Origin of the sequence: Rhodobacter capsulatus, from assembly GCF_052363185.1 — a bacterium.
In the GTDB taxonomy this organism is placed as follows: Bacteria; Pseudomonadota; Alphaproteobacteria; order Rhodobacterales; family Rhodobacteraceae; genus Rhodobacter; species Rhodobacter capsulatus_E.
In genome coordinates this window covers 688,970-713,375 of record NZ_CP198955.1, presented here as the reverse complement: position 1 = coordinate 713,375, position 24,406 = coordinate 688,970, and the positions used below count along the sequence as shown (strand labels likewise).

Genomic DNA, 24,406 nt, shown 5'->3' with positions numbered 1-24,406 from the left:
CCGACCCTAGGCCTCCGCTTCGGGAGGGCCGTAAAGCCGACAGAGCAATCGGATCATCTGTTCGACCTTCGGGTCAAGCAGGGAATAGTAAATCGCCTGCCCCTCGCGCCGGGCCGAGACCAGACCCTCCAGCCGCAGCCGCGCCAATTGCTGGCTGACCACGGCCTGCCGCATCGAGAGCAGGTTTTCCAGTTCGGTGACGCTGCGCGGACCGGTGAGCAGGTGACACAGGATCGTCAGCCGCCCGTCATGGCCCATCGCCTTGAGCAGCCCCGCCGCCGTCTCGGCCTGCGCCACAAGCGCGTCAAGACCCTCGGGCGGGGGGGTATCGCTGGCCATGTCCTTGCGGGTGTCCTTCACGATCCTGACCCCGGTTGCGTTGCCCTTTCTTGATCTGTTGCGCGCCCAAGGGCAATCGCAAAAGCGACCTTTTCCGCCTTTGGGTGCGGCTCAGGGCCGGTCCGCGGCGGCGATCAGCCCCGAGAGCAGCGGCCAGAAAAAATCCTCGCCCGGATAGCCCTCGATCCGGCCGGTTTCGGTGCCGTCGCGCAGCAGAACGAAGGTGGGGGTAAAGACCGGCGGCGCGGAAAGCTTGATGCCCTCGGGCAGGGCGGCGTGCAGGGGCACCCGGCGCAACGGCGCGGCCTTGCCTTCCTCGGTCAGCGGATATTCCGGCCCCACCTCCTCGGTCCAGCGGGCGCAATACTGGCAACCCGGCTGCTCGACCATGAGGAGTTCCAGCGCCCCCGCCGCAACGGGCAGCGGAAGCGCCAGGGCCAGAGATACAACCGCAGCGCGCAGGATCATGTTGACAGCCTCATAGGGACATAGAAATATGCTAATGAATTGTTGTCATCTCGACAAGGGGTCGTCGAGGCACCGCCTTCGGGGAGGAGGAGCGATGCTGGATATCACCTTCGGGGGCGCGGCTCTGGCCGGGCTGCTGTCGTTTCTGTCGCCGTGCATCCTGCCGATGGTGCCGTTTTACCTGTCCTACATGGCCGGGCTTTCGGTGCGCGAATTGCGCGCGGGCGGGGCCATCGCCCCGGGGGCACAGGCGCGGCTGGTGGGGCAGGCGATGCTGTTTGCGCTGGGCGTGACCACGATCTTCGTGCTTCTGGGCCTTGGCGCCACCGCGCTGGGACAGGCTTTCGCGCAGTGGAAGGACAAGCTGTCGTGGCTGGCGGCGGCCGTGCTGATCCTGTTCGGGTTGCATTTTCTGGGCGTCCTGCGGATCGGGCTGTTCTACCGCGAGGCACGGGTGCAGGCCGACACGAAACCCACGACGATCCTCGGCGCCTATCTGATGGGGCTGGCCTTCGGCTTTGGCTGGACGCCCTGCGTCGGCCCGGCGTTGGCGGCGATTCTGATGGTCGCCTCCGGCATGGGCGATCTGTGGCGGGGCGGGACGCTGCTGCTCGTCTATGGCCTGTCGATGACGCTGCCCTTTGTCGTCGCCGCGCTGTTTGCCGGTCCGTTTCTGGCTTGGATGGGGCGGCACCGCGCGCTGATGGGCCATGTCGAAAAGGCGATGGGGGGGATGCTGATCGTCTTTGGCCTGCTCATTGCCACGCAATCCGTCAACCGCATTTCCGACTGGATGATCCGTGCCATCGACTGGAGTTCGATGCTTCGATAGGGAGGACCCGCATGACCCGACTGATGTCCCTTGCCGCCGCGCTGCTGCTGACGGCCCTGCCCGCCCTTGCCACCGATCTGGGCGATGACGGGCTGCACAAACCCGCCTGGCTGCGCGAAACCTTCAAGGATCTGCGCGAGGATCTGGCCGAGGCCAATGCCGAGGGCAAGCGTCTGCTGATCACCTTTGAACAGCGCGGCTGCATCTATTGCACGAAGATGCACGAGGAGGTGTTCACCGATCCGGCGATCGAAACGCTGATCCGCGATCATTATTTCGTCGTGCAGATGAACCTTTTCGGCGATGTCGAGGTGACCGATTTCGACGGCACCGTGGTCCGCGAAAAGGACATGGCGATGCGCTGGGGGGTGATGTTCACGCCGACGCTGATCTTTCTGCCCGAGACCGTGCCCGAGGGCAAGACCACGCCGCAGGCCGCCGTGGCGATGATGCCCGGGGCCTTTGGCAAGGGCACGACCGAGGCGTTGCTGATCTGGGTGCGCGATCACGGATACGAGAGCGGCGAGAACTTCCAGAAGTTCGTGGCCAGCCGGATGACCGCCGAAAACTGACCGGAAGCGCGGAAAAATCCCGTCCTAACAATGACATATATGTATATTCGCTAAAGCATATATTTTTCTTGCCAGAAGTGCAGCGCCCCGCTTAACCTTTCGTTCAGGGAGAAATCAGGGAGGAGAGAATGACCCGTCAGCCTTGGCTGGCGGCCGTGGTGGCGCTGTGCGCCGCGACGCCCGCCATCAGCGAAGTCCTGCCAGCGGATCTGTCTTTCACCGAGGGGGCGATCGCCACATCGCTGACCGGTGTGGCGGGCAATCCCGAGGAGGGCGTGAAGGTGATGACCACCAATGCGCTTGGAAACTGCGTCGCCTGCCACACCGTCGCCGCGCTGCCCAAGGTGCAGTTTCCCGGCAATATCGGCCCCGCGCTCGATGGCGTGGCCAACCGCTATTCCGAGGCGAAACTGCGCGGCATCATCGCCAATGCGAAGATGACCTTCGAGGGCAGCTTCATGCCGGCGTTTTACAAGACCGGCGGCTTCAACCGTCCGGGCGACGGCTACACCGGCAAGGCGCCCAAGGGCGACCTGCCGCCGATCCTGACCGCGCAGCAGATCGAGGACGTGCTGTCCTATCTGGTCACGCTGAAACAATAACGGCCAAAGGCGAGGGAGAAAGAGATGAAATTCACACGACGCAACGCGCTTTGGCTGGGGCTGGGCGGCCTTGCCGGGACGCTGCCGGGGGCGGGCTTTGCCGCAACGCTCGAGGAGCTGACCACGGGCTTCACCGGCGGGGCCGAACCGGGGGCCGAGGGCATCACGCTGACGGCCCCCGAGATTGCCGAGAACGGCAACACCGTTCCGGTCGAGGTGAGCGCGCCCGGCGCGGTGGCGGTGATGATCCTCGCCTCGGGCAACCCGGAACCGGCGGTGGCGACCTTTGCCTTTGGCCCCGCCGCGGGCAGCCAGCGCGCCGCCACCCGGATCCGTCTGGCCAAGACGCAAGAGGTGATCGCGCTGGCGAAGATGGCCGATGGCTCGATCCGCCGCGCGCAGGCCACCGTCAAGGTCACCATCGGCGGCTGCGGCGGCTGAGAGAGGGAGGGAACACCATGGCAGAAGATGCAAAACCGCGCGTGAAAGTGCCGAAATCGGCGGCGGCGGGCGAGGTGGTGACGATCAAGGCGCTGATCAGCCACAAGATGGAATCGGGCCAGCGCAAGGATGCCGAAGGCAAGCTGATCCCGCGCTCGATCATCAACCGCTTCAGCTGCGATCTGAACGGGGCGAATGTGATCGACGTGACGATCGACCCGGCGGTCTCCACCAACCCCTATTTCGAATTCGACGCGCGGGTCGATGCGGCGGGGGAATTCAAGTTCACCTGGTTCGATGATGACGGTGCGGTCTACACCGACACCAAATCCATCGACCTGGCCTGAGCGGGCATGGCAAGGGGAGGAACAGCCATGCACCACACAGCCAAATTCTGCGCCGCCCTGGCGCTTGGGCTGTCCCTTGCGGGGGCAGCCGGGGCCGATCCGGTCGAGGACACGCTGAGCATCGACACCGACGAGGGCCCGATCACCCTTGTCACCAAAGCCCCCGGCCCCGATCACCTGAAAGGGGTGATGGAGACGGTCTATTCCGGCTGGCTTTACCGCGAGGCGGAAACCCGCGATCTGCAACGCGACGATTTCGACAACCCGGCCATGGTCTTTGTCGATCGCGGTCTGGATCGCTGGAATGCCGCGTTGGGCACCAAGGGCGAAAGCTGCGCAGGCTGCCATCAGGGACCGGAAACCATGGCGGGGCTGCGCGCGGTGACGCCGCGGGTCGATGCGAAAACCGGCAAGCTGATGACGGTGGAAAACTACATCGACGCCTGCGTGACCGAGCGGATGGGGCTGGAGCCGTGGAAATGGACCGGCGACGAGATGAAGGATCTGCTGGCGCTGATTTCCATGCAGTCGCGCGGCATGGCCGTGAATGTCGCCATCGACGGCGCGGCCGAACCCTTCTGGCAAAGGGGCAAGGAAATCTACTACACCAAGTTCGGGCAGCTCGAAATGGCCTGCGCCTCGTGCCATGAGCAGTATCAGGGCCACATGATCCGCGCCGACCACCTGAGCCAAGGCCAGATCAACGGCTTTCCGACCTACCGGCTGAAGGATGCCGCCGTGCTGAGCGCGCAACAGCGCTTTGTCGGCTGCGTCCGCGACACCCGCGCCGAGACCTTCAAGCCCGACAGCGACGAATTCAAGGCGCTGGAACTTTACGTCGCCTCGCGCGGCAACGGGCTCTCGGTCGAGGGGGTCTCGGTTCGGCACTGATCCTTTGCGCGGCCGCCCCGGTGGCCGCGTCCTTTCACGACAGGGCAGCGGTCCGACGCGTTTGCGCGACGGCCCCCGGCTGTCCGCAAGGCAAGGAGAAGGGGATGATTTCCCGACGCGAATTCCTGCAAGCGACGCTCGCCGCCTCGGCGCTGATCGGGGCGTCGGGCTTTGGCCAATGGTCGCGGCTGGCGGCGCAGCAGGCGCTGACGCAAGACCAGCTGTTGCAGTTCGACGATTTCGGCACGGTCACGCTGATCCATATCACCGATCTGCATGCGCAACTGCGCCCGGTGTGGTTTCGCGAACCGGACTGGAACATCGGCGTCGGCCCGGCCAAGGGACAGGTGCCGCATGTGGTCGGCCGCGCCTTCCAGGACATGTTCGGCCTCGCGCCGCAAAGCCCAGAGGCCTATGCGCTGACACACGAGGATTTCGCGGCGCTCGGCCGGGCTTACGGCAGGATGGGCGGGCTGGACCGGGTGGCGACGGTGGTCAAGGCGATCCGCGCCGCCCGGCCCGAGGCGATCTTGCTCGATGGCGGCGACACCTGGCACGGCTCGATGACCAGCCTGCGCACCAAGGGGCAGGACATGGTCAACGCGATGAACCTGCTCGGCGTTCAGGCGATGACCTCGCATTGGGAATGGACCTATGGCACGGAGCGGGTGAAGGAGATCGTCGAAGCCCTGCCCTTTCCCTTTCTGGGCGCAAATATCTTCGACGCGGAATGGGACGAACCGGCCTTCGAGCCCTACACGATCTTCGAGCGCGGCGGCGTGCAGGTGGCGGTGATCGGTCAGGCCTTCCCCTACATGCCGATTGCGAACCCGAAATGGATGTTTCCCGAATACAGTTTCGGCATCCGCGAGGACCGGATGCAGGCGCTGGTCGAGGAGGTCCGCGCCAAGGGGGCGGGGCTGGTGGTCTGCCTGTCCCACAACGGTTTCGACGTCGATCGCAAGATGGCCGGGCGGGTCAAGGGCATCGACGTGATCCTGTCGGGCCACACCCATGATGCCGTGCCCGAACCGGTGGTGATCGGGGAAACCATCCTGATCGCCTCCGGCTCGAACGGCAAATTCGTCTCGCGCGTCGATCTGCAGGTGCAGGGCGGCAAGATGACCGGCTTCCGCCACAAGCTCATTCCGATCTTTGCCGATGTCATCACCCCCGATCCCGAAATGGCCGCACTGATCGCGGCCGAACGCGCGCCCTTCAAGGCGGAGCTGGAGGAGGTGATCGGCACCACCGAAAGCCTGCTTTACCGGCGCGGCAATTTTCAGGGCAGCTGGGACGATCTGATCTGCGACGCGGTGCGATCCGAACGCGATGCGCAGATTGCGCTTTCGCCCGGGGTGCGCTGGGGGCCCTCGCTCCTGCCGGGCGATCCGATCACCCGCGAAGACATCCACGCTGTCACCTCGATGACCTACGGGCAGGTTTACCGCACGGAAATGACGGGGGAAACCCTGCACGCCATCCTTGAGGACGTGGCCGACAACATCTTCAACACCGACCCCTATTACCAGCAGGGCGGCGACATGGTGCGGGTGGGCGGCATCGGCTTTGCCTGCGATGTCAGCAAGCCGATGGGCCAGCGGATCTCGCAGATGGTGCTGACCGATACCGGCGCCGCGCTCGAGGCGGCGACATCCTACACCGTCGCCGGCTGGGCTAGCGTCAACGAAGGCACCGAGGGGCCGCAGATCTGGGACGTGCTGGAGTCCCATATCCGCAAGCTCGGCACCGTCACCCTTGCCCCCGAAACCTCGGTTCAGGTGAGGGGCCTCTGATGTCCAAGGAGCCCGAAATGACCGAAGATGATGCCAAGGACCCCGGCCCCTCGCGCCGCGATTTCCTGCGCAATTCCATGCTCGCAGGCGCGGGGCTGGTGGCCGGGGCGGGCAGCGCCGCCGCCCAGACCCCCGATCCGCTGATCACCGAAGTGCAGCCCTTCGCCTCGGCCTTCGGCGATCCGGTCGATGCCACGCCCTACGGGATGCCGATCCATTACGAAGACCATGTGGTGCGCCGCAATGTCGAATGGCTGACCGAAAGCACGGCCTCGTCGATCAACTTCACGCCGATTCATGCGCTGGAAGGCACGATCACCCCGCAGGGCTGCGCCTTTGAACGCCATCATTCCGGCGCCATCGAGATGTCGAAGGGCGAATATCGGCTGATGATCAACGGGCTGGTGGACCGCCCGCTGGTCTTCACCTTCGACGATCTGCTGCGCTTTCCGCGCCATGTGCTGACCGCCTTTTGCGAATGCGCGGCCAATGGCGGCATGGAATGGGGCGGCGCGCAGCTGGAGGGCTGCCAGTTCACCCAGGGCATGATCCACAACATGGAATATACCGGCATCCTGCTGCGCGATCTTCTGGCCGAGGCCGGGGTGAAGCCCGAGGCGAAATGGATCTTTGCCGAAGGCGCGGATGCGTCCTCGAACGGTCGCTCGATGCCGCTGGAAAAGGCGATGGACGACGTGATGGTGGCGTTTTTCGCCAATGGCGAGGCGTTGCGCAAGGAACATGGCTACCCCGCCCGTCTGGTCGTGCCCGGCTTCGAGGGCAACATGTGGATCAAATGGCTGCGCCGGATCGGGGTTTACGATCAGCCGGTGGAAAGCCGCGAGGAGACCTCGAAATACACCGATCTGATGCCCGATGGCCGGGCGCGGAAATGGACCTGGATCATGGATGCGAAATCGGTGATCACCGCGCCCTCGCCCCAGGTGCCCATTCGCCACGGGCCGGGGCCTTTGGTGCTGACCGGCCTTGCCTGGAGCGGGCGCGGCAAGGTCAAGGCGGTCGATGTTTCGACCGACGGCGGCAAGACCTGGGCCCCGGCGCGGCTTTCAGGCGATGTGAAGCCCAAGGCGCTGACGCGGTTTCATTTCGACATGGTCTGGGACGGGTCCGAGATGTTCCTGATGTCGCGCTGCACCGACGAGACCGGCTACGTCCAGCCCTTCAAGGACGAACTGCGCGCGATCCGGGGGCTGAACAACGTCTATCACAACAACGCCGTGCAGACCTGGTGGGTCAAGCCCGACGGGGAGGTCGAAAATGTCGAGATCGGCTGAGGTTCTGGCGGCGCTCCTGATCTGCGCCGCCCTGCCCGGGCAGGCCGAGCCGCTCGGCCTTGGCCGCCCTGCCCTGCCCGCGGAAATCGCCGCCTGGGACGTGACGGTGCTGCCCGATGGCACCGGCCTGCCCGAAGGCTCGGGCGATGTGGCGACGGGCGAGGAAGTCTTTGCGGAAAAATGCGCCACCTGCCACGGCGAATTCGCCGAGGGGCTCGACAGCTGGCCGGTGCTGGCGGGGGGGGTGGGCACGCTCACCGACCGCCGCCCGGTCAAGACGATCGGCAGCTACTGGCCCTATCTCTCCACCGTTTACGACTACATCCACCGCTCGATGCCCTTTGGCAACGCGCAGACGGTGAGCACCGACGAAGCCTATGCGATCGTCGCGTTTCTTTTGTATTCCAATGGCTTGGTGGAAGATGACTTCACCCTCTCGAAGGCGAATTTCACCTCGGTCACGCTGCCCAACGCGCAGGGCTTCTACCCCGATGACCGCGACGTGACCGAGCTGCCGCTCTTTACCCACCCGCCCTGCATGGAAAACTGTCGCGCGACGCCGCCCAAGGTGACGAAACGCGCGGCCGAGCTGAACGTCACCCCCGAAGACCCCGATGGCCGCCCGGCGGGCAGCCTGCCGCCCCCGCCCAAGGAAAACTGAGGATGCGGGCGGGGGTTTTCGTTCTGGCTCTGTGGCTCGCCAGCCCCTTGGGCGCGGCCGAGATCGGCGATGCGGACCGCGGCGCGACGCTTTTTGCCCGCAACTGCACCGCCTGCCATCAGATCGGCGAGGGGGCGAAAAACCGCGTCGGTCCCCGGCTGAACGGCGTCTTCGGGCGCCGCGCGGGCAGTGTGCCCGATTTCGCCTATTCCAAAGCGATGGCGCGGATGGGGGCGGACGGGCTGGTCTGGACGCTGGAGACGCTCGACCCCTATATCGACAACCCCAAGGCGCTGGTTTCGGGAACGCGCATGGCTTTCAAGGGCTTGCACGATGCCAAGGCACGGGCCGACCTGCTCGCCTTCCTGCGCGAATGGTCCGACAAGCCGCGCGACATCCCCGAGGCCGAACCGACCGCGCGCAAGACCAATCCCGATCTGGCGCCAGAGGTGCTGGCGATCAAGGGCGACCGCGACTGGGGCGAATATCTGTCCTCGGAATGCCAGACCTGCCATCAGCGCGACGGCTCGGACCGGGGCATTCCCTCGATCACGCACTGGCCGGAACCGGATTTCGTGCTGGCCCTGCATGCCTACAAGCAGAAGCTGCGGCCCCATCCGGTGATGCAGATGATGGCCGGGCGGCTGAACGACGAGGAAATCGCGGCGCTCGCCGCCTATTTCGCCACGCTTGAATAGCTAAGGGGCGCGGAGCCAACCGCGCCGGACCCAACCCGGAGGAGACCTGCATGAGACTGAACAGACGTCATTTCATCGGCACCGGCCTGGCCGCCGGAACGCTTCTGGCCGCCCCCGCCGTCTGGGGGCAGACGAAACCGCGCGTGGTGGTGATCGGCGCGGGCGCGGGCGGCGCCACCTGTGCGCGCTATCTGGCCAAGGATGCGGCCGGGGCGCTGGACATCACCCTGATCGACGCCAATCCGATCTACACCACCTGCTTTTTCTCCAACCTCTACATCGGCGGCTTCCGCGACTTCGAGAGCCTGCAGCACGGCTATGAAAAGCTCTCGGCGGCGGGGATCACGGTGCTGACGGATCTGGCCACCGGGGTGGACCGGGCCGCGAAAACCGTGACGCTGAAAAGCGGTGCGGTCTTGCCGTGGGACCGGCTGGTGCTCTCGCCCGGGATCGATTTCAAGGAGGGCTCGGTGCCGGGCTGGTCGCTGGAAAGTCACGCCGAGATCATGCCGCATGCCTACAAGGCCGGGCCGCAGACGCAGCTTCTGAAAAAGATGGTCGAAGAGCTGCCCGAGGGTGGCACTTTCGCCATGGTGGCGCCGCCCAACCCCTATCGCTGCCCGCCCGGCCCCTATGAGCGGATCTCGATGGTGGCCCATGTGCTGAAGCAGAAAAACCCCAAGGCCAAGATCCTGATCTTTGATCCGAAAGAGAAATATTCAAAACAGCCGCTCTTCGAGGAAGGCTGGGCCAGGCATTACGACGGCATGATCGACTGGATCGGCCCGGACTTCGGCGGCGGCGCGGTCGAGGTGCGGCCCGAGACGATGGAACTGGTGATCGACGGCGAGGTGCAAAAGGTCGATGCCTGCAACGTCATTCCGGGGCAGATCGCGGGCAAGATCGCGGCGCTTGCGGGGGTGACCGACGACAAGGGCTGGGCGCCGGTCGATCCGTTCTCGATGCGCTCGAAGACGGATGCGAACGTCTGGGTGCTGGGCGATGCCAGCGCGCAGGGCGACATGCCGAAATCGGCCTTTTCCGCCAATTCCCAGGCCAAGGTGGCGGCGATGGCGATCCGCGGCGAGTTGCTGGGCAGCCGGGTGTTTCCGGCGAAATACACCAACACCTGCTGGTCGCTGATCGAGACCGACGACGGCGTGAAGGTGGGGGCAAGCTACGAGCCCACGGCGGAAAAGATCGCCTCGGTCGAGAGCTTCATTTCCGCCACCGGCGAGGATGCGGCGCTGCGCAAGGCCACGTTCGAGGAATCGCTCGGCTGGTATGCGGGCATCACCGCCGACATCTTCGGCTGATCTGCCTGCGGGCGCCAGACCGGTGCCCGCAGCCTGTTTCGGGGGATTTTCCATGCTGACCCGTCGCCGCATCATGACCCTTGCCGCTGCCGCTCTGGCCGGGCCGCTGGTGCCGCAGCGGATCTGGGCCGCTACGACGATGACCCTTGGGCCGCGGCGCATCGACACGCTGTCCGACGGGTCGCTGGTCTTGCCGGGGGATTTCATCCTGGGGGGCATGCCGCAGGCGGAACTTTCCAAGATCGTTGAGGAATTTCACCTTTCCACCGACCGGCTGACGCCGCCCTGCAATGTCACGCTGTTGCGCGACGGCACCCATACGGTGCTTTTCGATGTGGGCGCGGGGCCGGATTTCCAGCCCACGGCGGGCAAGCTTTCCGAGGCGCTGGCGGCGCTGGATCTGACCCCTGATGACATCACCCATGTGCTGTTCACCCATGCCCATCCCGATCACCTCTGGGGGGTGCTGGATGATTTCGACGAGCCGGTCTTTGCCAAGGCCACCCACATGATCGGCCGGGCCGAATTCGACTACTGGACCGATCCCGACACCGTGGCCAGCATCGGGGCTGCCCGCACCACCTTTGCCGTTGGCGCGGCGCGCAGGCTGGGCGCGCTGGCCGAGCGGCTGGTGCTGCTCGACGACGGCGCCGAGGCGCTGCCGGGCATCGTGGCGCATCTGACGCCCGGCCACACGCCCGGGCATCTGGCCTTTGAAATCGGGGGCGCCGATCCGGTGATGGTGCTGGGCGATTGCATCGGCAATCATCACGTCGGCTTTGCGCGGCCGGGCTGGGCCTCGGGCTCGGATCAGGACCCCGAACAGGCGGCGCAAACCCGCAGCGCGCTGCTGGACCGTCTGGCCGCCGAGCGGGTCACCGTGATCGGCTATCACCTGCCCGAAGGCGGCATTGGCCGGGCCGAGCGCGCGGGCGAAGGCTATCGCTTCGTTCCCGGGGCCTGAGAGCCAGCGTCCGAGGCTCAGCCGGGCAGCCGCCCCCCCTCGCGCGGTTGATCGACCAGCCGGTCGGTCACGCCCGCGCCGATCCACATGCACAACAGCGCCACCCAGGCCGTGCCCGCGAAGATCGCCCCCCCGGTCACCCCGGCGCCGATCGCACAGCCCCCGGCCAGCATCGCGCCAAAGCCCATCAGCACCGCGCCGAACATCGAGCGGCGCATCTGCCCCTCGCCCTCGAAGCCCTGAAACCGCAATTCGCGCCGCAGCGCCGCCGCGACGAAGGCGCCCAGAAACACGCCGGGCACCAGACCGATGTCGAAATCAAGCCCCGGGGCCTCGGTCAGGAAGAACATCAGCATATTGGCCGAGGGGCCGGAAAAGGTGGCCGAGGTGACGCTGACCGGCTCGAAGGCGATCTGGCTGAGGTGATAGGTCGAGACCCAGCCCAGAGCCACGGCAAAACCCACGCCCGAAGCGAAGACGACCTTCGGCCAGCCGATGCGGTTGCGCCGCACCAGCCAGAAGGCGGGCAGCATGAAGAGCCCGCCCACCACAAGCCCCGTGCCCTCTGGCAGCGACAGGGCCGTCAGCAGGTCGAGGTTGCGTCCCCCCGGCGTCACCCAAAGCCCCGCCAGCGCCTGCCGCAAGGGCGCCAGCCAGCCGTGCAGCGACATCTGCGCCACCACCGCAAAGATCAGCCCTGACACCACCGAGCGCAGATTGCCCGTGGCCGCCAGCACCAGAAGCCGCCCCGAACAGCCCCGCGCCAGCACCATGCCCGCGCCGAACATCAACCCGCCAAGGATCGCCCCCGACCACGACCCGGTCACCGCCATCATCCGCGCCTCGGCCGCATCGAACAGGCCCAGCATCTGCGCCCCCTGCACCCAGACCACCGCCGTCGAAAAGGTCAGGAACCAGACCGCGATCCGCGGCCCAAGCGCGCCGCGGGCAAATTCCACCGTCGCCGCGCGCAGACAGAACGACGCCCGCTGCGCCGCAAAGCCGAAAACCGCGCCGGTCAGAAGACCCAGAAGCGCGGCCAGTTCGTCCTCGTCGAGGATGTCGAGCAGGCTCAGCAAGGTCATCGGCATCCCTCCCGGAGGGCCCAACCGGCCCGAACCCCGATCTTGCGGCGCCCCCCCCGCGCTGACAAGCCCTTTGCGGGGCGTCTGCGCGCTTGGACGACGATCCCCTCGGCTATGCTCGCCCTCGAGGAAAGTCATGTCGCTGATTTCGCGAAGGCAGGCGCGGAAATGGTCCAGCGTCCCGACGTGGCCCCAGTTCACAGGCTCGGGGCTGTCGCCGAAGTGGTCGGCGCGTGCGCCGCCACCCGCCCCGCCTCGATCCCGACCTGCCTCGGCCCGAACGAAGGGCCCGAACATGTGCATTGAGCTCCGCTTCCCTCAGGCAAACCGCCGGGATGGTTGCCAGGGCGCCCAACCCGGGTGGCATGTGATCGGCGCCGATGATGCCACGTTGACGATCGGAACGGGCGGCGTCGGTCCTGATCAACGGCTGCGATTGCGCGGGGTGCTTTGCCAGAGGAACTTCGTTTCGGACCATCTTGCCCCTCCATCGCCGGAGGCCATCGCTGCAAGGCACTCTTGATCCGCAGCTAGGCGCCGATGAGTGGTGACGGTGACTCGGCTTGAAGCTGAAAAGAGAGGGGGCCTAACGGCCCCTTTTCGCTTTGGGGCAGCCCGCGTCAGCGGGTGTGTTTGGGGAACATCTTGGGGTGTTTTGGGTAGCAAAAGGCCCCCGTGAGGGGGCCTAAGTGCTTGATTTTATTCAAGATGATTCTGGTGGGCGATAACGGATTTGAACCGCTGACATCTTCGATGTGAACGAAGCGCTCTACCGCTGAGCTAATCGCCCGGTGGAGCGGTGTTTAGCCTCAGTCCTCGGCCTCCGCAAGGGGGTCTGCGGCAAAATCTTCGTTCTTTTTCGCCGCTTCGCCCGAAGACATGCGCCGCAGCTTGACCTGCAGCACCTCGCCGCCCGCCTTGTCGATTCGGCGCGACACCGCAATCTTGCCCAAAGGCGGCAGGATCAGGCTTTCGCCTTTCGACAGGGCCTCGCCCAGCGTGGCCAGCACCGCTTCGGTCAGATCGCGCGCCACCGGCTTCTTGGCACCGCTGCGCAGCGCCACCCGCTCGACGAAATCCTTTTTCTTCACCTGCAGGCTGACCGCCGCCCCGGTGTCATCCGCCCCCGTGCCGTCGTTCGCTTCGGCCTCGGGGGTCGCCCCCGCCAGCGCCGCCGACTTGCCCGCAACTGCGGTCTTCTTCGTGGTCTTGCTCATGTTGGCCCCATCGGTTCGAGTCGCCCGCAGGTTACGGCGCCGGGGCGCCGCGCGCCATCCGTTTGCGCCCCCGGACCCAAGAAAAAAGGACGCGCCCCAAGGGGGCGCGCCACAAGATCGGATCAGTGGGGCGGATCAATGCGCGGTGGCGCCTGCCGCTTCGGCCCGGGCCTTCGCCGCCGCCGCCGCCGCGGCTTCCTCGGCCGCCTCGTCCCATTCGACGGGCTCGGGCGCGCGCACCAGGGCGCGCGCCAGAACCTCGCGCACATGGGTGACGGGGATGATTTCCAGACCGTCCTTCACGTTTTGCGGGATCTCGGCCAGATCCTTTTCGTTTTCCTCGGGGATCAGCACGGTCTTGATGCCGCCGCGCAGCGCCGCCAGCAGTTTTTCCTTGAGGCCCCCGATCGGCATGGCATTGCCGCGAAGCGACACTTCCCCGGTCATCGCGATATCCTTGCGCACCGGAATGCCGGTCAGCACCGAAACGATCGAGGTCACCATGGCGAGCCCGGCCGAGGGGCCGTCCTTTGGCGTCGCGCCATCGGGGACGTGAACGTGAATGTCGAGCGTTTCGAATTTCGGCGGCTTCACCCCGATTTCCGGCGCAATCGAGCGGACATAGCTCGACGCCGCCTCGATCGATTCCTTCATCACGTCGCCCAGTTTCCCGGTCGTCTTCATCCGCCCCTTGCCGGGCAGTTTCAGCGCCTCGATATGCAGCAGATCGCCGCCGACCGAGGTCCAGGCGAGACCGGTGACCACGCCCACCTGATCCTCGGCCTCGGCCAGACCGTAGCGGTGCCGCTTCACGCCGAGATAATCGCCCAGCTTCGCTTCGTCGACCGTGACCGATTTCACCGCGCCCTTGGCCTTGATGATCTCGGTCACCGCCTTGCGGGCGGTTTTCGCGATCTCGCGTTCCAGGTTCCGCACCCCGGCTTCGCGGGTGTAGTAACGCACGATGTCCGAAAGCGCGCCGTCGGTCAGGGTGAATTCGCCCTTCTTCAGCCCATGCGCCTTGACCTGTTTCGGGATCAGGTGCTGGCGGGCGATCTCGGATTTTTCGTCCTCGGTGTAACCGGCCAGCGAAATGATCTCCATCCGGTCCAGAAGCGGCCCGGGCATGTTGTAGCTGTTCGCCGTGGTCAGGAACATCACGTTCGACAGGTCATATTCGACCTCAAGGTAGTGATCGACGAAAGTCGAATTCTGTTCCGGGTCCAGCACCTCCAAGAGCGCCGAGGCCGGATCGCCGCGGAAATCATGCCCCATCTTGTCGATTTCATCGAGCAGGATCAGCGGGTTCGTCGTCTTCGCCTTTTTCAGCGCCTGAATGATCTTGCCCGGCATCGAGCCGATATAGGTGCGCCGATGGCCCCGGATTTCCGATTCATCGCGCACGCCGCCAAGGCTGATGCGGATGAATTCCCGCCCCGTCGCCCGCGCGACCGACCGGCCCAGCGAGGTCTTGCCGACACCCGGCGGGCCGACAAGGCACAGGATCGGCCCCTTCAGCTTGTCCGAACGCGCCTGCACGGCCAGATATTCGACGATGCGTTCCTTGACCTTTTCGAGCCCATAGTGATCGGCGTCGAGCACCTTTTCGGCGCCGAGCAGATCCTTTTTCACCCGGCTCTTCACGCCCCAGGGAAGGTTCAGAAGCCAGTCCAGATAGTTGCGCACCACCGTCGCTTCCGCCGACATCGGGCTCATCGAGCGCAGCTTTTTCAGCTCGCCCTCGGCCTTGTCCTTGGCTTCCTTCGACAGTTTCGTGCGGGCGATCTTTTCCTCAAGCTCGTTGAGCTCGTTCTGACCGTCCTCGCCATCGCCCAGCTCGCGCTGAATGGCCTTCATCTGTTCGTTCAGGTAATATTCGCGCTGCGTCTTTTCCATCTGGGATTTGACGCGCGACTTGATCTTTTTCTCGACCTGCAGGACGGACACTTCGCCCTGCATCAGCCCGTAAACCTTCTCCAGCCGCTCGGACACATCAAGCGTTTCGAGCAGCTCCTGCTTGAGCTTGACCTCAAGCCCCAGATGGCCCGAGACGAGATCGGCGAGCTTGTCGGCCTCGCGGGTTTCGGACACCGCGGCCATCGCCTCTTCGGGGATGTTCTTCTTGATCTTGGCGTAGCGTTCGAATTCCTCGGCGACCGAGCGCAGAAGCGCCTTGATCGTGTCGCGGTCGCCCTCGACCTCGTCCAGCGTCTCGGCCTGCGCTTCGAAGAAACGGTCGTTTTGCACGAATTCGGTGATCCGCACCCGGGTCTTGCCCTCGACCAGAACCTTGACCGTGCCATCGGGCAGTTTCAGCAGCTGCAGCACATTGGCCAGCACGCCGACGCGGAAGATGCCCTCATGCGTGGGCTCGTCGATCGAGGGGTCGATCTGGCTGGCCAGCAAAATCTGCCGGTCGTCGGCCATCACCTCCTCGAGCGCGCGCACGGATTTTTCCCGGCCGACGAAAAGCGGCACGATCATGTGCGGGAACACCACGATGTCACGCAGCGGCAGGACCGGATGGGTGGAGGGGAGTGCGGTCATTCTTTGTCCTTGTTTGCGGCGAAAGGCACCGGCCCCGCGATTGGCAACCCGTCCCTTCCCATGACCCATATCTAGGGGGGGGCGGGACACAGTTCAACTGCACCGAAGCGACAGCCCGCCCCTTCGTCATCGAAGCTTCACACTGCGGCAGATCGCCCCGCGCTGCAAGCAAAGCTTGGTTCGAATGCGCAAGACCCTGCGGCACGGTCCCGGCCCGCGCCAGCGCCCCGGGGAACCTGCCCGGGGAACGGGTTCCAAAAGATATGTTCGAAAGGATTTATTAATAAATCGGGCGCAAACTCGGCGCATGCCGGGCGAACATGCCGCGCGACGCGGTGAAACGGGGAGCGGTTTCGAAATGACCACAGCCGACATGAGCCTTGATCTGAGCCGGGGGATCGCCGCCGAGGCGCCGATGGCCGATCAACAGGCCGACACGCCCTCGGGCTGGTGGATCGTGCCGCTCACCCTGTCCGGCGCCGGGGTCTGGATCGGCCTGTTCCTGCTGATCTTCTGAGCCCGCCCCGGGTCAGAGCGGCAACAGCAGTTCCGCCGCAAGCCCGCCCATCCGGGCACTTTCCGTCAGCGTCAGGCTGCCGCCATGGCCGCGGGCGATGTCGGCGGCAATCGCCAGACCCAGTCCGACCCCCTGCCCCCGGTCCTGATTGCGCGCCGGATCAAGCCGGGTAAAGGGTCGCATCGCCTCTTCGCGCCGCTCGGCCGGAATGCCGGGGCCGTCATCCTCGATCAGAATGCGCAGGCTGCGCGGGCGCACCGTCACCGAAACCTCGGCCCGGAGGCCATAGCGCACCGCATTGCCGATCAGGTTTTCCAGCGCCCGGCGCAACGCATCGGGGCGCACCACCGCCGTCACCGGCGCCGCGGGGCAGCCAACGAGCCGCACCGGCTGCCCGGCGCGGACCGCATCTTCGACCACCTGCCCGACAAAGGCGCAGATCTCGATCCGCTCGGCCTCGCCCGCCACGGCCTCTTCGCGCGCGACATTGAGGAAAGCGTCGATCATCTTGCCCATCTCGGTCACGTCGCGCGCCATCGCGGCGATCTCGGCCTCGGTCTCGGGCTCTTCGGGCAGCATCGACAGGCCCAGCCGGAGCCGCGTCAAGGGCGTGCGCAGATCGTGGCTGATCCCCGACAGCATCAGCCGGCGGCTTTCCGTCTGCCGCTCGATCCGGTCGCGCATTTCCAGAAAGGCCTTGCCCGCCGCCCGCACCTCCAGCGCGCCGGTCGGGCGATAGGGCAGCACCTGCCCCTTGCCGAAGGCCTCGGCGGCACGGGCCAGGCGCTGGATCGGCCGCAGCTGGTTGCGCAGGAACAGATAGGCGATCAGCGTCATCAGCACCGACACGAAGACCATCAGCACCAGCAGCTGATGCGGATTGGAGGCAGAGACCCAACCGCGCGGAAAGGCGATGTAAAGCGGGCCATGGCGGCTTTCGACCCAAAGCCGGACCCGGCCGTTTGCGGTCAGATCCAGCGCGATCAGCCCCGGCAGCCCGTCGCGCAGCGTCGATTGCACGGTGAGCCCGGTGAAATCGGTGATGTCGCGGGCATCGGCGGCGGGCGAGGCGGTCGGCGCGGGCAGCTGCAGATCCAGATCCAGCGCCTCTGCCAGATCGGCAATCCGCCCCTGCGCCTGCGCCGCGGTGGCGGCGGTTTCGGCCCGTTCGACCACCAGCACGATCTCGCGCAGCATCGAGGAGGTCATCTGCTCGGTGACGCGCTCGAAATGGCGCTGGATGAACACCACCGAGACGACGATCTGGATGGTGACGACGGGCAGGATCAGGATCAGCGCAGCGCGCCCGTAAAGCCCGCGCGGCAGGAAGTGTTTGAGCCAGGCGAAATCCATGTCACACCGTAGCCGGTGCAACGGCGAAGGGAAAGAGCGATGGAAGAGCTGGAACCGGGCGTGCGGCGGCTTGTGGCGCCCAATCCTTCGGCGCTGACCCATCTGGGCACCTGTTCCTATGTGCTGGGCCGGGGGTCGGTGGCGGTGCTTGACCCCGGCCCGGCCGATTCGGCGCATCTGCGGGGGCTGCTGGCGGGGCTCGCCCCGGACGAGACGGTGGCGGCGATTCTGGTCAGCCATGCGCATCTGGATCACTCGGAGGGCGCGCGGGCGCTGGCACAGGCGACGGGCGCACCGGTCTTCGCCTTTGGCGGGCCCGCGGCGGGGCGCTCTGCGGCGATGGAACGTCTGGCGGCCGAGGGGCTGGCGGGCGGCGGCGAAGGCGTGGATGCGGGCTTTGTTCCCGATGCGCTGCTGGCCGATGGCGAGACGTTGGCCTTTGGCGCGGAAACGCTGACGGCGCTGCACACGCCGGGGCATTTCGGCAACCATCTGAGCTTCGCGATGGGGGATCGGGTGTTCACCGGGGATGTGGTGATGGGCTGGTCGACGACGCTGATTTCGCCGCCCGACGGCGATCTGGACGCCTATCTTGCCACGCTGGACCGGCTGGCGGGGCTGCAGGCGCGGGTGTTCTATCCGGGCCATGGCGATGCGGTGACGGCGCCCGCGGCGCGGCTGGCAGAGTTGGCGGGGCATCGGGCGGCGCGCACGGCACAGATTCTCGCGGCGCTGGCGGCGGGCCCGGCGGATCTGGCCCGGCTGACGGGGCAGGTTTACGCGGACACGCCGCGGGCGCTGCACGGGGCGGCGTCGCGCAATCTCTTTGCGCATCTTGTTTCGCTGGCGTTTCAGGGCCGGGTCGCGGCACATCCCCGACTTTCGGCGGCGGCGGTTTTCGCGATGGAATAAGGTGAGAAAAAATCCGCTTGCCCCCCTTGCACCCCCGAAACACCGCCGCTATACACCCCCTCGTGTTCCGGCGTAGCTCAGCGGTAGAGCAGTTGACTGTTAATCAATTGGTCGTAGGTTCGATCCCTACCGCCGGAGCCAAAAATCCCTAGGATTTCAGATACTTATAGAACCCCCTCACGGGGGTTTTTGTAGTTATGCAGGCTGCGTAAGTTGGGCGTAAGAGCGCGCTTACGCCAGCGATAGCGCGTAAGTTCCCGATTCCGCTGAGTGATTAGCAAAGCGCCCCACACCGAAGGGTGCAGGGCGCGCGGCGTCAGGCCAGCAGGATTAGGGACCAGCCCCGCCGCTGCGGTCGTTGGATTTACGAGGGACGAACCGCCATACCTCGTCGCGGCTGGCATCAACCGCGCACCTCTCGCGCCCTACTCGCTGAGAGACTTTTCAAAAGCCCCTCGAAATCACCATCGAGGCTGGTGAGGGCTTCGTTCACCACCTGCCGGATCTTGCGCAGCGGATGCCTGGCCGGGATGCGATCCTCGAGGTCGACATAGCTGAAAAGCGACCCGCTCGTCTCGTCCGTGCCCCGCATCGTGATCCCCTTCGCCATGGGAAGGGGTGAATCATGTTTTGTATCCGCGGTCGAGGCCGACTATTTCAGCACCCTGTTAAGCCAAAGGATCAAGACGTTGGAAAACAGGCCCTTGGCGATGTAGTTTTTTCAAGCCATGTGCAAGATTACGAAACGGTTCGTCTTGGAAAAGAGATTAGGCCACGCGGTGAAAAAATTCCCTCGGGTCAGGCCCTGCTACAGGCAGCGCGCATTGCGCGAGATGAAACCGACAGAAGTAATTTCAGAATCGATGAAGGTCTATTCCTGTCGGGTCAGAAACTTGTAGATTACAAAGATTTTGTGTGCGATCTCAGAACTCATTTTCCAGAGGCTCTCGCGGGCGAAATGGAGGGGAATGCCGTTGCAGTCGCCTGCCATAATGCAGGTGTGCAGTGGATTGTAGTCAAAGCGATTTGTGACTGGGGCATGGATAAGGAAGACGGCTGGCATGAGATTGCAGCCGCCCGCGCGTGTCGTCTGGCCTTGGATACAGCGATCATCATTCTGTCTAGCGAGTAGTCCAAGTGCGAGTGATACCGCGCCTACGATGTATTACATGGACTGGCCAGCGAGATACCAGACCGAATGACAACCCGAATGCACGACACGGTTGTTCGAAAGAATGACCCGAATTATGAGGTGTCGCTTTCTGAGCGGGCCGCGAGTGGCCGCTATCGCCGGTTGCTGCGCCAGCAATGCCGCGAATTCACAGACCGCTCGGGTCGCTCTCTTCGAGCACCGAGTCCAGCATCAACTTGTTTCCGGCGCGCTGCATGGCCTGCACCTTCCCGGTGGGCGCGGGAAGCTGCGGCAACCCTTCGAACTGCGCCCGCTTTTGATCTCCGAAGGCGAGGGCGGCGAACGCGGCAAGTTGCTGCGCCCGCAAGGCGGGGTCGGACTCTTCCTCAATGTCCTCCAGAACATCGGGGGTGCGCTTCCACATGTCGCCAAGCACACTTTCCAGTGTGCCCGCGTCAGCGGGCATTGCATCGGGGTAAGATGCGCCGCCGTTCTCCGGGTCGCCCTGATCCGCCCGCCCATCCGGCGCGCCCTTGGCTTTCAGTTCAGCCATGCGGGCAGCAGACCGCGCTAACGCGCGCTCCAGCCGCATGGCTTGCCCTGCACCGGGGTCGGCCCGCAAGGTCGTTATAAGCGCGTCGTGCTCTTGCTCGAATGCCCGCGCCTTTTGGCGGGCCGTGATCTTGTCGCGGCCAAGTGAATGCCGCCGCATTTTCTTTCCGATTACCGTTTGAAGATCGGTTGGGACGCGTCGAATATAGCGCCAATATCCGTCGTTTTCGCGGTGCAGGTAGTCGCGTGGCTGCCTTGTGTCGTGCATGTGGATGGCCTCAGGAATCCCAATTTGTTACCCAAAACGCCCCAAAATGTTACCCAAAACAAGCCACTTGCGCCGCGCACCGCCAATAAATACAGTGATTTAAGGGTTTTTGGCGAAAGTCCGTGATATAAATCCGTTATCGCCCACCATCATTCCCGGAAAGCGCTGGAAATTTTCCAGCGCTTTCTGCGTTTTGGCCCTGCGGTGCCGCCGCCCCTCACGCCTTCGCCCCTCACTCCTCCATCGGCGCGGCGTCGGAGGGGGCGGCGGTTTCGGCCAGCGCCGATCCGGGCAGCCAGCCCCGCAGCCCCGAGCCCGCCAGCTGCAGCGCACACCAGCGCATGCCCATGTTCAGATGACAGCCGTCATTGCGCCCGACCGCGCCGCCCTCGGCCACGCCCACCGGGGCGAAGCGCTCCGCCGGGCCCGCGCGCAGCGTCAGCGCCTGCGAGCCGGTGACCTGCCACCAGTCCGGCCCGCCCGCCAGCGCCTCGGCGACACCGGCCGGGCTCAGCCCCACCGCCAGATCGTAGTCGACGGGGGCGTTCTGCCGGGCAAGGGCGGGGGTCAGGAACACCTCGATCACGTAATCGCCCGGCTCGGGCAGCGCCAGATCGGTCAGCGGCGCGGCCGCCTCGGTGGACAGGAACAGGATCTCGGATTTCGCCGCCTCGCGGATCAGGAAATCGGGCAGCGCGCCCGGGCCGCCCAGATCGACCGAGAGCACCTGCCCCTGTGCGCCCGACAGGGTGTAATGCGGCGTGTCATCGACCGAGAGGCTGCCCGACACCAGAATGCCCGGCACCAGACTTTCCGAGGGCAGGGGGATGGCGGCGGCCTCCTCGGCGTGCAGGGGTGCGGGCGCCAGCAGCGCGACAGCGGCCAGAAGCAGCGGGCGGAGGGGCGTGAAACGGGTCATCTCGGCTCCTTGCGAAGAATGGCGCGAAACGGCGCGGGGCGCAGGGAAGGGCAGGGCCGACCCGGGCCGCGCAAGCCGCCCCGATCCCCGGCCCGCGCTATTCCTTCGGCGGGGTCTCGGGCAGGCGGACGCCGTGCTTTTCCATATAGGGGCGGAAATAGTCGCGGAAGGCCTCGAAGCTTTCGGCCAGCATCAGGAATTCGGCGCGGTTCATCACCAGCACCTTGGTATCCTCGATCGCATGGACCGAGGTCTTGCGCCGCGTCGCGCCCAGAATCAGCCGCTCGCCGAAATGGCCGCCGGGGCCGATCACCCGCGTCGTCAGCTCGCCGGTGTCGGGATCGGTGCGCACCATCTGCACCGCGCCCGAAATCACCGTGTAAAACCCGTCCGAGCGGTCCCCCGCCTGATAGATCCGGTCGCCGGCGCGGAAATAGACATGCCGCATCGGCGGTTTCTTGTAGGTGCGCAGCTGCACCAGACTGCGCGCCCCCAGCAGATCCAGCGACCAGTTGATCATCACCCGGATGCGGGTGCCGATGCCGGGCAAAAGCGCCAGGTAGTAAGACCGCCAGATGAACCAGGCCGGAAAGCCGGTGATGTTGCGCCCGAAAATATCGGCGACGCCGCGTTTCGCGCCAAGGGACGCCAGCGCGCCGCGCGAGCTGTAGGCAAAGGGCCCGGGCGCGCGGCCCTTCAGCACGGCGGTGATGTTGGCGGCGACGCGTTTCGCCTCGCGCACGGCGAATTGCGCGGTGGGCGGGGCGAAATCATGGCGCTCCGTGGCATCGTCCTTGAGCGGGATCAGCGCGCAATCGCCCAGCGCCCAGACATCGGTCCGGCCCTTGACGCGCAGGCTGCGATCGACGGCAACGCGCCCCTTTTCCAAAGGCAGCCCCATGCGCAGGATCACCGGCAAGGGCGCATTGCCGATCGTGGCGACGATGGTGCGGGTGTCGATCACCTCGCCCTCGGTCGTGACCAGTTGCCGATGCGTGGCCGAGCGCACGCCGGTGCCCAGCTTCAGCTCGATACCATGGTCGAGCAGATGCTTCGTCGCGTAATCGGCCAGTTCCTTCGGCATCTCGTTCAGGATCCGCGGCGCATATTCGACGAGCAGCACGCGGACCTCGGAGGGGTCGATGTTGGAATAGAAGGGCAGCGAGCGGTCGAGCAGTTCTTTCATCTCGCCCACGGTTTCGACACCGGAAAAGCCGCCGCCGACGACGGTGAAGGTCAGCGCGCCGCGCTTGGTGTCGGGCAGGGCGGTGACCTGCGCATGTTCAAGCTGTTCGATCACATGTTCGCGCAGACGCCGGGCATCTTCCAGCGTCTTCATCTTCAGCGCATGTTCCTCAAGCCCCGGCATGCGCGAAAAATCGGTGCCTTGCCCCAGCGCGATCACCAGATGATCATAGGGCACCTCGGTCGGGCGGCGCTGGATGCCCTGAAAGACGATCACCACCTTGCGGTCGAAATCGACGCTGTCGACCACGGCCTTGCGCACCAGCACGTCCTTGAGCAGGAAGCGCAGCGGCGAAACCGCATGGGCGGGCATGATCGAGCCCGCGCCGACCTCGGGCAGAAGCGGTTGAAAGACGAAGTAATTCTCGGCGTTGATCAGCTCGATCTCCGCCTTGCGGCCCAGCCTGCGTTTGAGGGCGCGGGCCGTATACATGCCGCCAAAACCGCCGCCCAGAACTACGATGCGCGTGGTCATCACACCCTCCATCTTGCGGGGCAGAGCATAGCCGAACGGCGCCGATCCGCCAGAGCCTATTCGCCGAAGCCGGGGGCGAAAATGCCGGGCCGTGGCGGGCTGACCGAAGCGGGACGGGGGCTGTGCACAGGGCAATGGGGGCGAAGGGTGTAGCAGGCCGCTGAAATAGTCGGCAGACGAGAATGACTTCCCGTTTTCGTACGAGTTCTGGGCTTGAGCGCCCCGCCGGTCCACCGCTCTTCGTCCTCAGGCGGCGAGCAGCCGGGGCAGTCGTGCCAGGTTGTTGGCTGCCATCGTCAGGATGAAACGCGACCGCACCCGGTCAAGGCCGCGATACATCGTTTGCGCCATTCCACCGACCGTCTTGGCCCAACCAAAGGCCTCTTCGATCCGCTTTCGATGTCTCAGCGACATGGCGTAGCCGTCGTGGCGGGTGGTGCGGCGGTCGATGGCGGAATGTCGGGCCTTTTGTGCGACATGGGGCGTGACGCAAGCCTTGCGCAGGTCGCGGACGAAGTCAGCTGCGTCATAGCCTTTGTCCGCCCCCAGCGTCAGGCGCCGGGTCGAGCCGGGGGAATGGCGGTGGATCATGTCGAGCGCGGCCTGCCGTTCGGCATGGCCATCGGCGCGGGTCGTCGAAGAGCTTTTCCAGCCGTCGGCCGGTGCCAGAATAATAGCCAAAGACCAGATCGGGGAAGAGATCGGCCTTGCTGTCCTGAAACCGGATCATGGGCATCGGCTCGCCGTCAACCAGCACCTTGGTTGATCCGTCGCGATTGCTCGCACGCACTTTGCGGCTCTTGATGATGTAGTCGATTTCGAACGTGAACCGCAGCTTGCCGCCGTGCTTGCTGGTGGGTGGATCAAGGTGGCGGAAAATCTCGACGATCGCCTCGATCAGGTTCGATTTGCCCGCGCCGTTCTGGCCGATGATGACCGTTGTCAGGCAGCCTTCGTCAAAG

General features: G+C 65.3%; 25 protein-coding genes, 2 tRNA genes and 2 pseudogenes. 16 read left to right on the top strand and 13 right to left on the bottom strand.

What is annotated here, in order from left to right; all coding sequences use genetic code 11:
- Positions 1–6: 6 nt before the first annotated feature.
- Positions 7–339, bottom strand: a complete 333-nt coding sequence (locus tag ACTTAG_RS03615) for an ArsR/SmtB family transcription factor (protein ID WP_444465188.1) — start codon at positions 337–339, stop codon at positions 7–9.
- Positions 340–450: 111 nt separating this feature from the next.
- Complete coding sequence (locus tag ACTTAG_RS03610) at positions 451–807, bottom strand: thioredoxin family protein (RefSeq protein ID WP_444464217.1); 357 nt, start codon at positions 805–807, stop codon at positions 451–453.
- Positions 808–901: 94 nt separating this feature from the next.
- On the opposite strand from ACTTAG_RS03610, the gene ACTTAG_RS03605 reads away from it, so the two are divergent.
- The 12 genes from ACTTAG_RS03605 (at position 902) to ACTTAG_RS03550 (ending at position 11,222) form a co-directional block, all read left to right on the top strand.
- Positions 902–1,639 (top strand): cytochrome c biogenesis CcdA family protein, encoded by a 738-nt coding sequence (locus ACTTAG_RS03605; RefSeq protein ID WP_444464216.1) that lies wholly within the window; start codon positions 902–904, stop codon positions 1,637–1,639.
- Positions 1,640–1,650: 11 nt separating this feature from the next.
- Positions 1,651–2,211 carry a SoxW family protein gene (locus tag ACTTAG_RS03600; RefSeq protein ID WP_444464215.1) on the top strand — a complete coding sequence of 187 codons (561 nt, stop codon included), beginning with the start codon at positions 1,651–1,653 and terminating at the stop codon, positions 2,209–2,211.
- A gap of 128 nt (positions 2,212–2,339) precedes the next feature.
- Positions 2,340–2,813 carry a sulfur oxidation c-type cytochrome SoxX gene (gene soxX / locus ACTTAG_RS03595; protein ID WP_444464214.1) on the top strand — a complete coding sequence of 158 codons (474 nt, stop codon included), beginning with the start codon at positions 2,340–2,342 and terminating at the stop codon, positions 2,811–2,813.
- A 24-nt stretch (positions 2,814–2,837) separates the two neighbouring features.
- Positions 2,838–3,254, top strand: coding sequence for a thiosulfate oxidation carrier protein SoxY (gene soxY, locus ACTTAG_RS03590; protein WP_444464213.1), 417 nt, complete (start codon positions 2,838–2,840; stop codon positions 3,252–3,254).
- 17 nt (positions 3,255–3,271) lie between these two features.
- Positions 3,272–3,601, top strand: a complete 330-nt coding sequence (gene soxZ / locus ACTTAG_RS03585) for a thiosulfate oxidation carrier complex protein SoxZ (protein ID WP_444464212.1) — start codon at positions 3,272–3,274, stop codon at positions 3,599–3,601.
- 27 nt (positions 3,602–3,628) lie between these two features.
- Positions 3,629–4,492: a sulfur oxidation c-type cytochrome SoxA gene (gene soxA / locus ACTTAG_RS03580; protein ID WP_444464211.1), complete on the top strand. Its 864-nt coding sequence runs from the start codon at positions 3,629–3,631 to the stop codon at positions 4,490–4,492.
- Between the two features lie 104 nt (positions 4,493–4,596).
- Positions 4,597–6,288, top strand: coding sequence for a thiosulfohydrolase SoxB (gene soxB, locus ACTTAG_RS03575; protein WP_444464210.1), 1,692 nt, complete (start codon positions 4,597–4,599; stop codon positions 6,286–6,288).
- A 17-nt stretch (positions 6,289–6,305) separates the two neighbouring features.
- Positions 6,306–7,583 (top strand): sulfite dehydrogenase, encoded by a 1,278-nt coding sequence (soxC, locus tag ACTTAG_RS03570; RefSeq protein ID WP_444464209.1) that lies wholly within the window; start codon positions 6,306–6,308, stop codon positions 7,581–7,583.
- Positions 7,567–8,244 carry a c-type cytochrome gene (locus ACTTAG_RS03565; RefSeq protein ID WP_444464208.1) on the top strand — a complete coding sequence of 226 codons (678 nt, stop codon included), beginning with the start codon at positions 7,567–7,569 and terminating at the stop codon, positions 8,242–8,244. Before soxC ends, ACTTAG_RS03565 begins: the two co-directional genes overlap by 17 nt.
- 2 nt (positions 8,245–8,246) lie before the next feature.
- A complete protein-coding gene (locus tag ACTTAG_RS03560; RefSeq protein ID WP_444464207.1) occupies positions 8,247–8,942 on the top strand; it encodes a c-type cytochrome in 696 nt (231 codons plus the stop codon).
- Between the two features lie 50 nt (positions 8,943–8,992).
- Positions 8,993–10,258, top strand: a complete 1,266-nt coding sequence (locus ACTTAG_RS03555; protein ID WP_444464206.1) for an FCSD flavin-binding domain-containing protein — start codon at positions 8,993–8,995, stop codon at positions 10,256–10,258.
- Between the two features lie 52 nt (positions 10,259–10,310).
- On the top strand, positions 10,311–11,222 hold the full coding sequence (locus ACTTAG_RS03550) for an MBL fold metallo-hydrolase (RefSeq protein WP_444464205.1): 912 nt from the start codon (positions 10,311–10,313) through the stop codon (positions 11,220–11,222).
- A 17-nt stretch (positions 11,223–11,239) separates the two neighbouring features.
- Here ACTTAG_RS03550 and ACTTAG_RS03545 read toward each other — a convergent pair whose 3' ends face one another.
- The 4 genes from ACTTAG_RS03545 to lon form a co-directional block, all read right to left on the bottom strand.
- Positions 11,240–12,307, bottom strand: a complete 1,068-nt coding sequence (locus ACTTAG_RS03545; RefSeq protein ID WP_444464204.1) for a YeeE/YedE family protein — start codon at positions 12,305–12,307, stop codon at positions 11,240–11,242.
- 715 nt (positions 12,308–13,022) lie between these two features.
- Positions 13,023–13,097: transfer RNA gene (locus ACTTAG_RS03540), tRNA-Val, on the bottom strand.
- A gap of 19 nt (positions 13,098–13,116) precedes the next feature.
- Positions 13,117–13,524 carry an HU family DNA-binding protein gene (locus ACTTAG_RS03535; protein WP_444464203.1) on the bottom strand — a complete coding sequence of 136 codons (408 nt, stop codon included), beginning with the start codon at positions 13,522–13,524 and terminating at the stop codon, positions 13,117–13,119.
- Positions 13,525–13,659: 135 nt separating this feature from the next.
- The gene (gene lon, locus ACTTAG_RS03530; protein ID WP_444464202.1) at positions 13,660–16,071 is read right to left on the bottom strand and encodes an endopeptidase La; all 2,412 of its coding nucleotides are present in this window, start codon (positions 16,069–16,071) and stop codon (positions 13,660–13,662) included.
- Positions 16,072–16,429: 358 nt separating this feature from the next.
- On the opposite strand from lon, the gene ACTTAG_RS03525 reads away from it, so the two are divergent.
- The gene (locus tag ACTTAG_RS03525; protein ID WP_444464201.1) at positions 16,430–16,588 is read left to right on the top strand and encodes a hypothetical protein; all 159 of its coding nucleotides are present in this window, start codon (positions 16,430–16,432) and stop codon (positions 16,586–16,588) included.
- Positions 16,589–16,600: 12 nt separating this feature from the next.
- Here ACTTAG_RS03525 and ACTTAG_RS03520 read toward each other — a convergent pair whose 3' ends face one another.
- On the bottom strand, positions 16,601–17,941 hold the full coding sequence (locus ACTTAG_RS03520) for an ATP-binding protein (protein ID WP_444464200.1): 1,341 nt from the start codon (positions 17,939–17,941) through the stop codon (positions 16,601–16,603).
- A gap of 39 nt (positions 17,942–17,980) precedes the next feature.
- On the opposite strand from ACTTAG_RS03520, the gene ACTTAG_RS03515 reads away from it, so the two are divergent.
- Together ACTTAG_RS03515 and ACTTAG_RS03510 are read left to right on the top strand one after the other, a co-directional pair.
- Positions 17,981–18,853 (top strand): MBL fold metallo-hydrolase, encoded by an 873-nt coding sequence (locus ACTTAG_RS03515; protein WP_444464199.1) that lies wholly within the window; start codon positions 17,981–17,983, stop codon positions 18,851–18,853.
- A gap of 66 nt (positions 18,854–18,919) precedes the next feature.
- Positions 18,920–18,994: transfer RNA gene (locus ACTTAG_RS03510), tRNA-Asn, on the top strand.
- 307 nt (positions 18,995–19,301) lie between these two features.
- On the opposite strand, the pseudogene ACTTAG_RS03505 reads toward ACTTAG_RS03510, so the two are convergent.
- Positions 19,302–19,445: pseudogene (locus ACTTAG_RS03505) on the bottom strand (IS5/IS1182 family transposase); the annotation flags it as partial.
- Between the two features lie 33 nt (positions 19,446–19,478).
- Between ACTTAG_RS03505 and ACTTAG_RS03500 the strand changes: the two are divergent.
- Positions 19,479–19,985, top strand: coding sequence for a 5'-methylthioadenosine/S-adenosylhomocysteine nucleosidase family protein (locus tag ACTTAG_RS03500; RefSeq protein ID WP_444464198.1), 507 nt, complete (start codon positions 19,479–19,481; stop codon positions 19,983–19,985).
- Positions 19,986–20,172: 187 nt separating this feature from the next.
- On the opposite strand, the gene ACTTAG_RS03495 is transcribed toward ACTTAG_RS03500, so the two are convergent.
- From ACTTAG_RS03495 to ACTTAG_RS03475, 5 genes and pseudogenes are all read right to left on the bottom strand, one after another.
- Complete coding sequence (locus ACTTAG_RS03495) at positions 20,173–20,805, bottom strand: DUF6538 domain-containing protein (protein ID WP_444464197.1); 633 nt, start codon at positions 20,803–20,805, stop codon at positions 20,173–20,175.
- 232 nt (positions 20,806–21,037) lie between these two features.
- Positions 21,038–21,724 carry a hypothetical protein gene (locus ACTTAG_RS03490; protein WP_444464196.1) on the bottom strand — a complete coding sequence of 229 codons (687 nt, stop codon included), beginning with the start codon at positions 21,722–21,724 and terminating at the stop codon, positions 21,038–21,040.
- A gap of 97 nt (positions 21,725–21,821) precedes the next feature.
- Positions 21,822–23,444 carry an FAD-dependent oxidoreductase gene (locus tag ACTTAG_RS03485; RefSeq protein WP_444464195.1) on the bottom strand — a complete coding sequence of 541 codons (1,623 nt, stop codon included), beginning with the start codon at positions 23,442–23,444 and terminating at the stop codon, positions 21,822–21,824.
- A 246-nt stretch (positions 23,445–23,690) separates the two neighbouring features.
- Positions 23,691–24,077 (bottom strand): annotated as a pseudogene (locus ACTTAG_RS03480) (transposase); the annotation flags it as partial.
- On the bottom strand, positions 23,971–24,390 hold the full coding sequence (locus tag ACTTAG_RS03475; RefSeq protein ID WP_444465187.1) for an AAA family ATPase: 420 nt from the start codon (positions 24,388–24,390) through the stop codon (positions 23,971–23,973). The pseudogene ACTTAG_RS03480 and the gene ACTTAG_RS03475, both read right to left, overlap by 107 nt.
- Positions 24,391–24,406 lie beyond the last annotated feature (16 nt).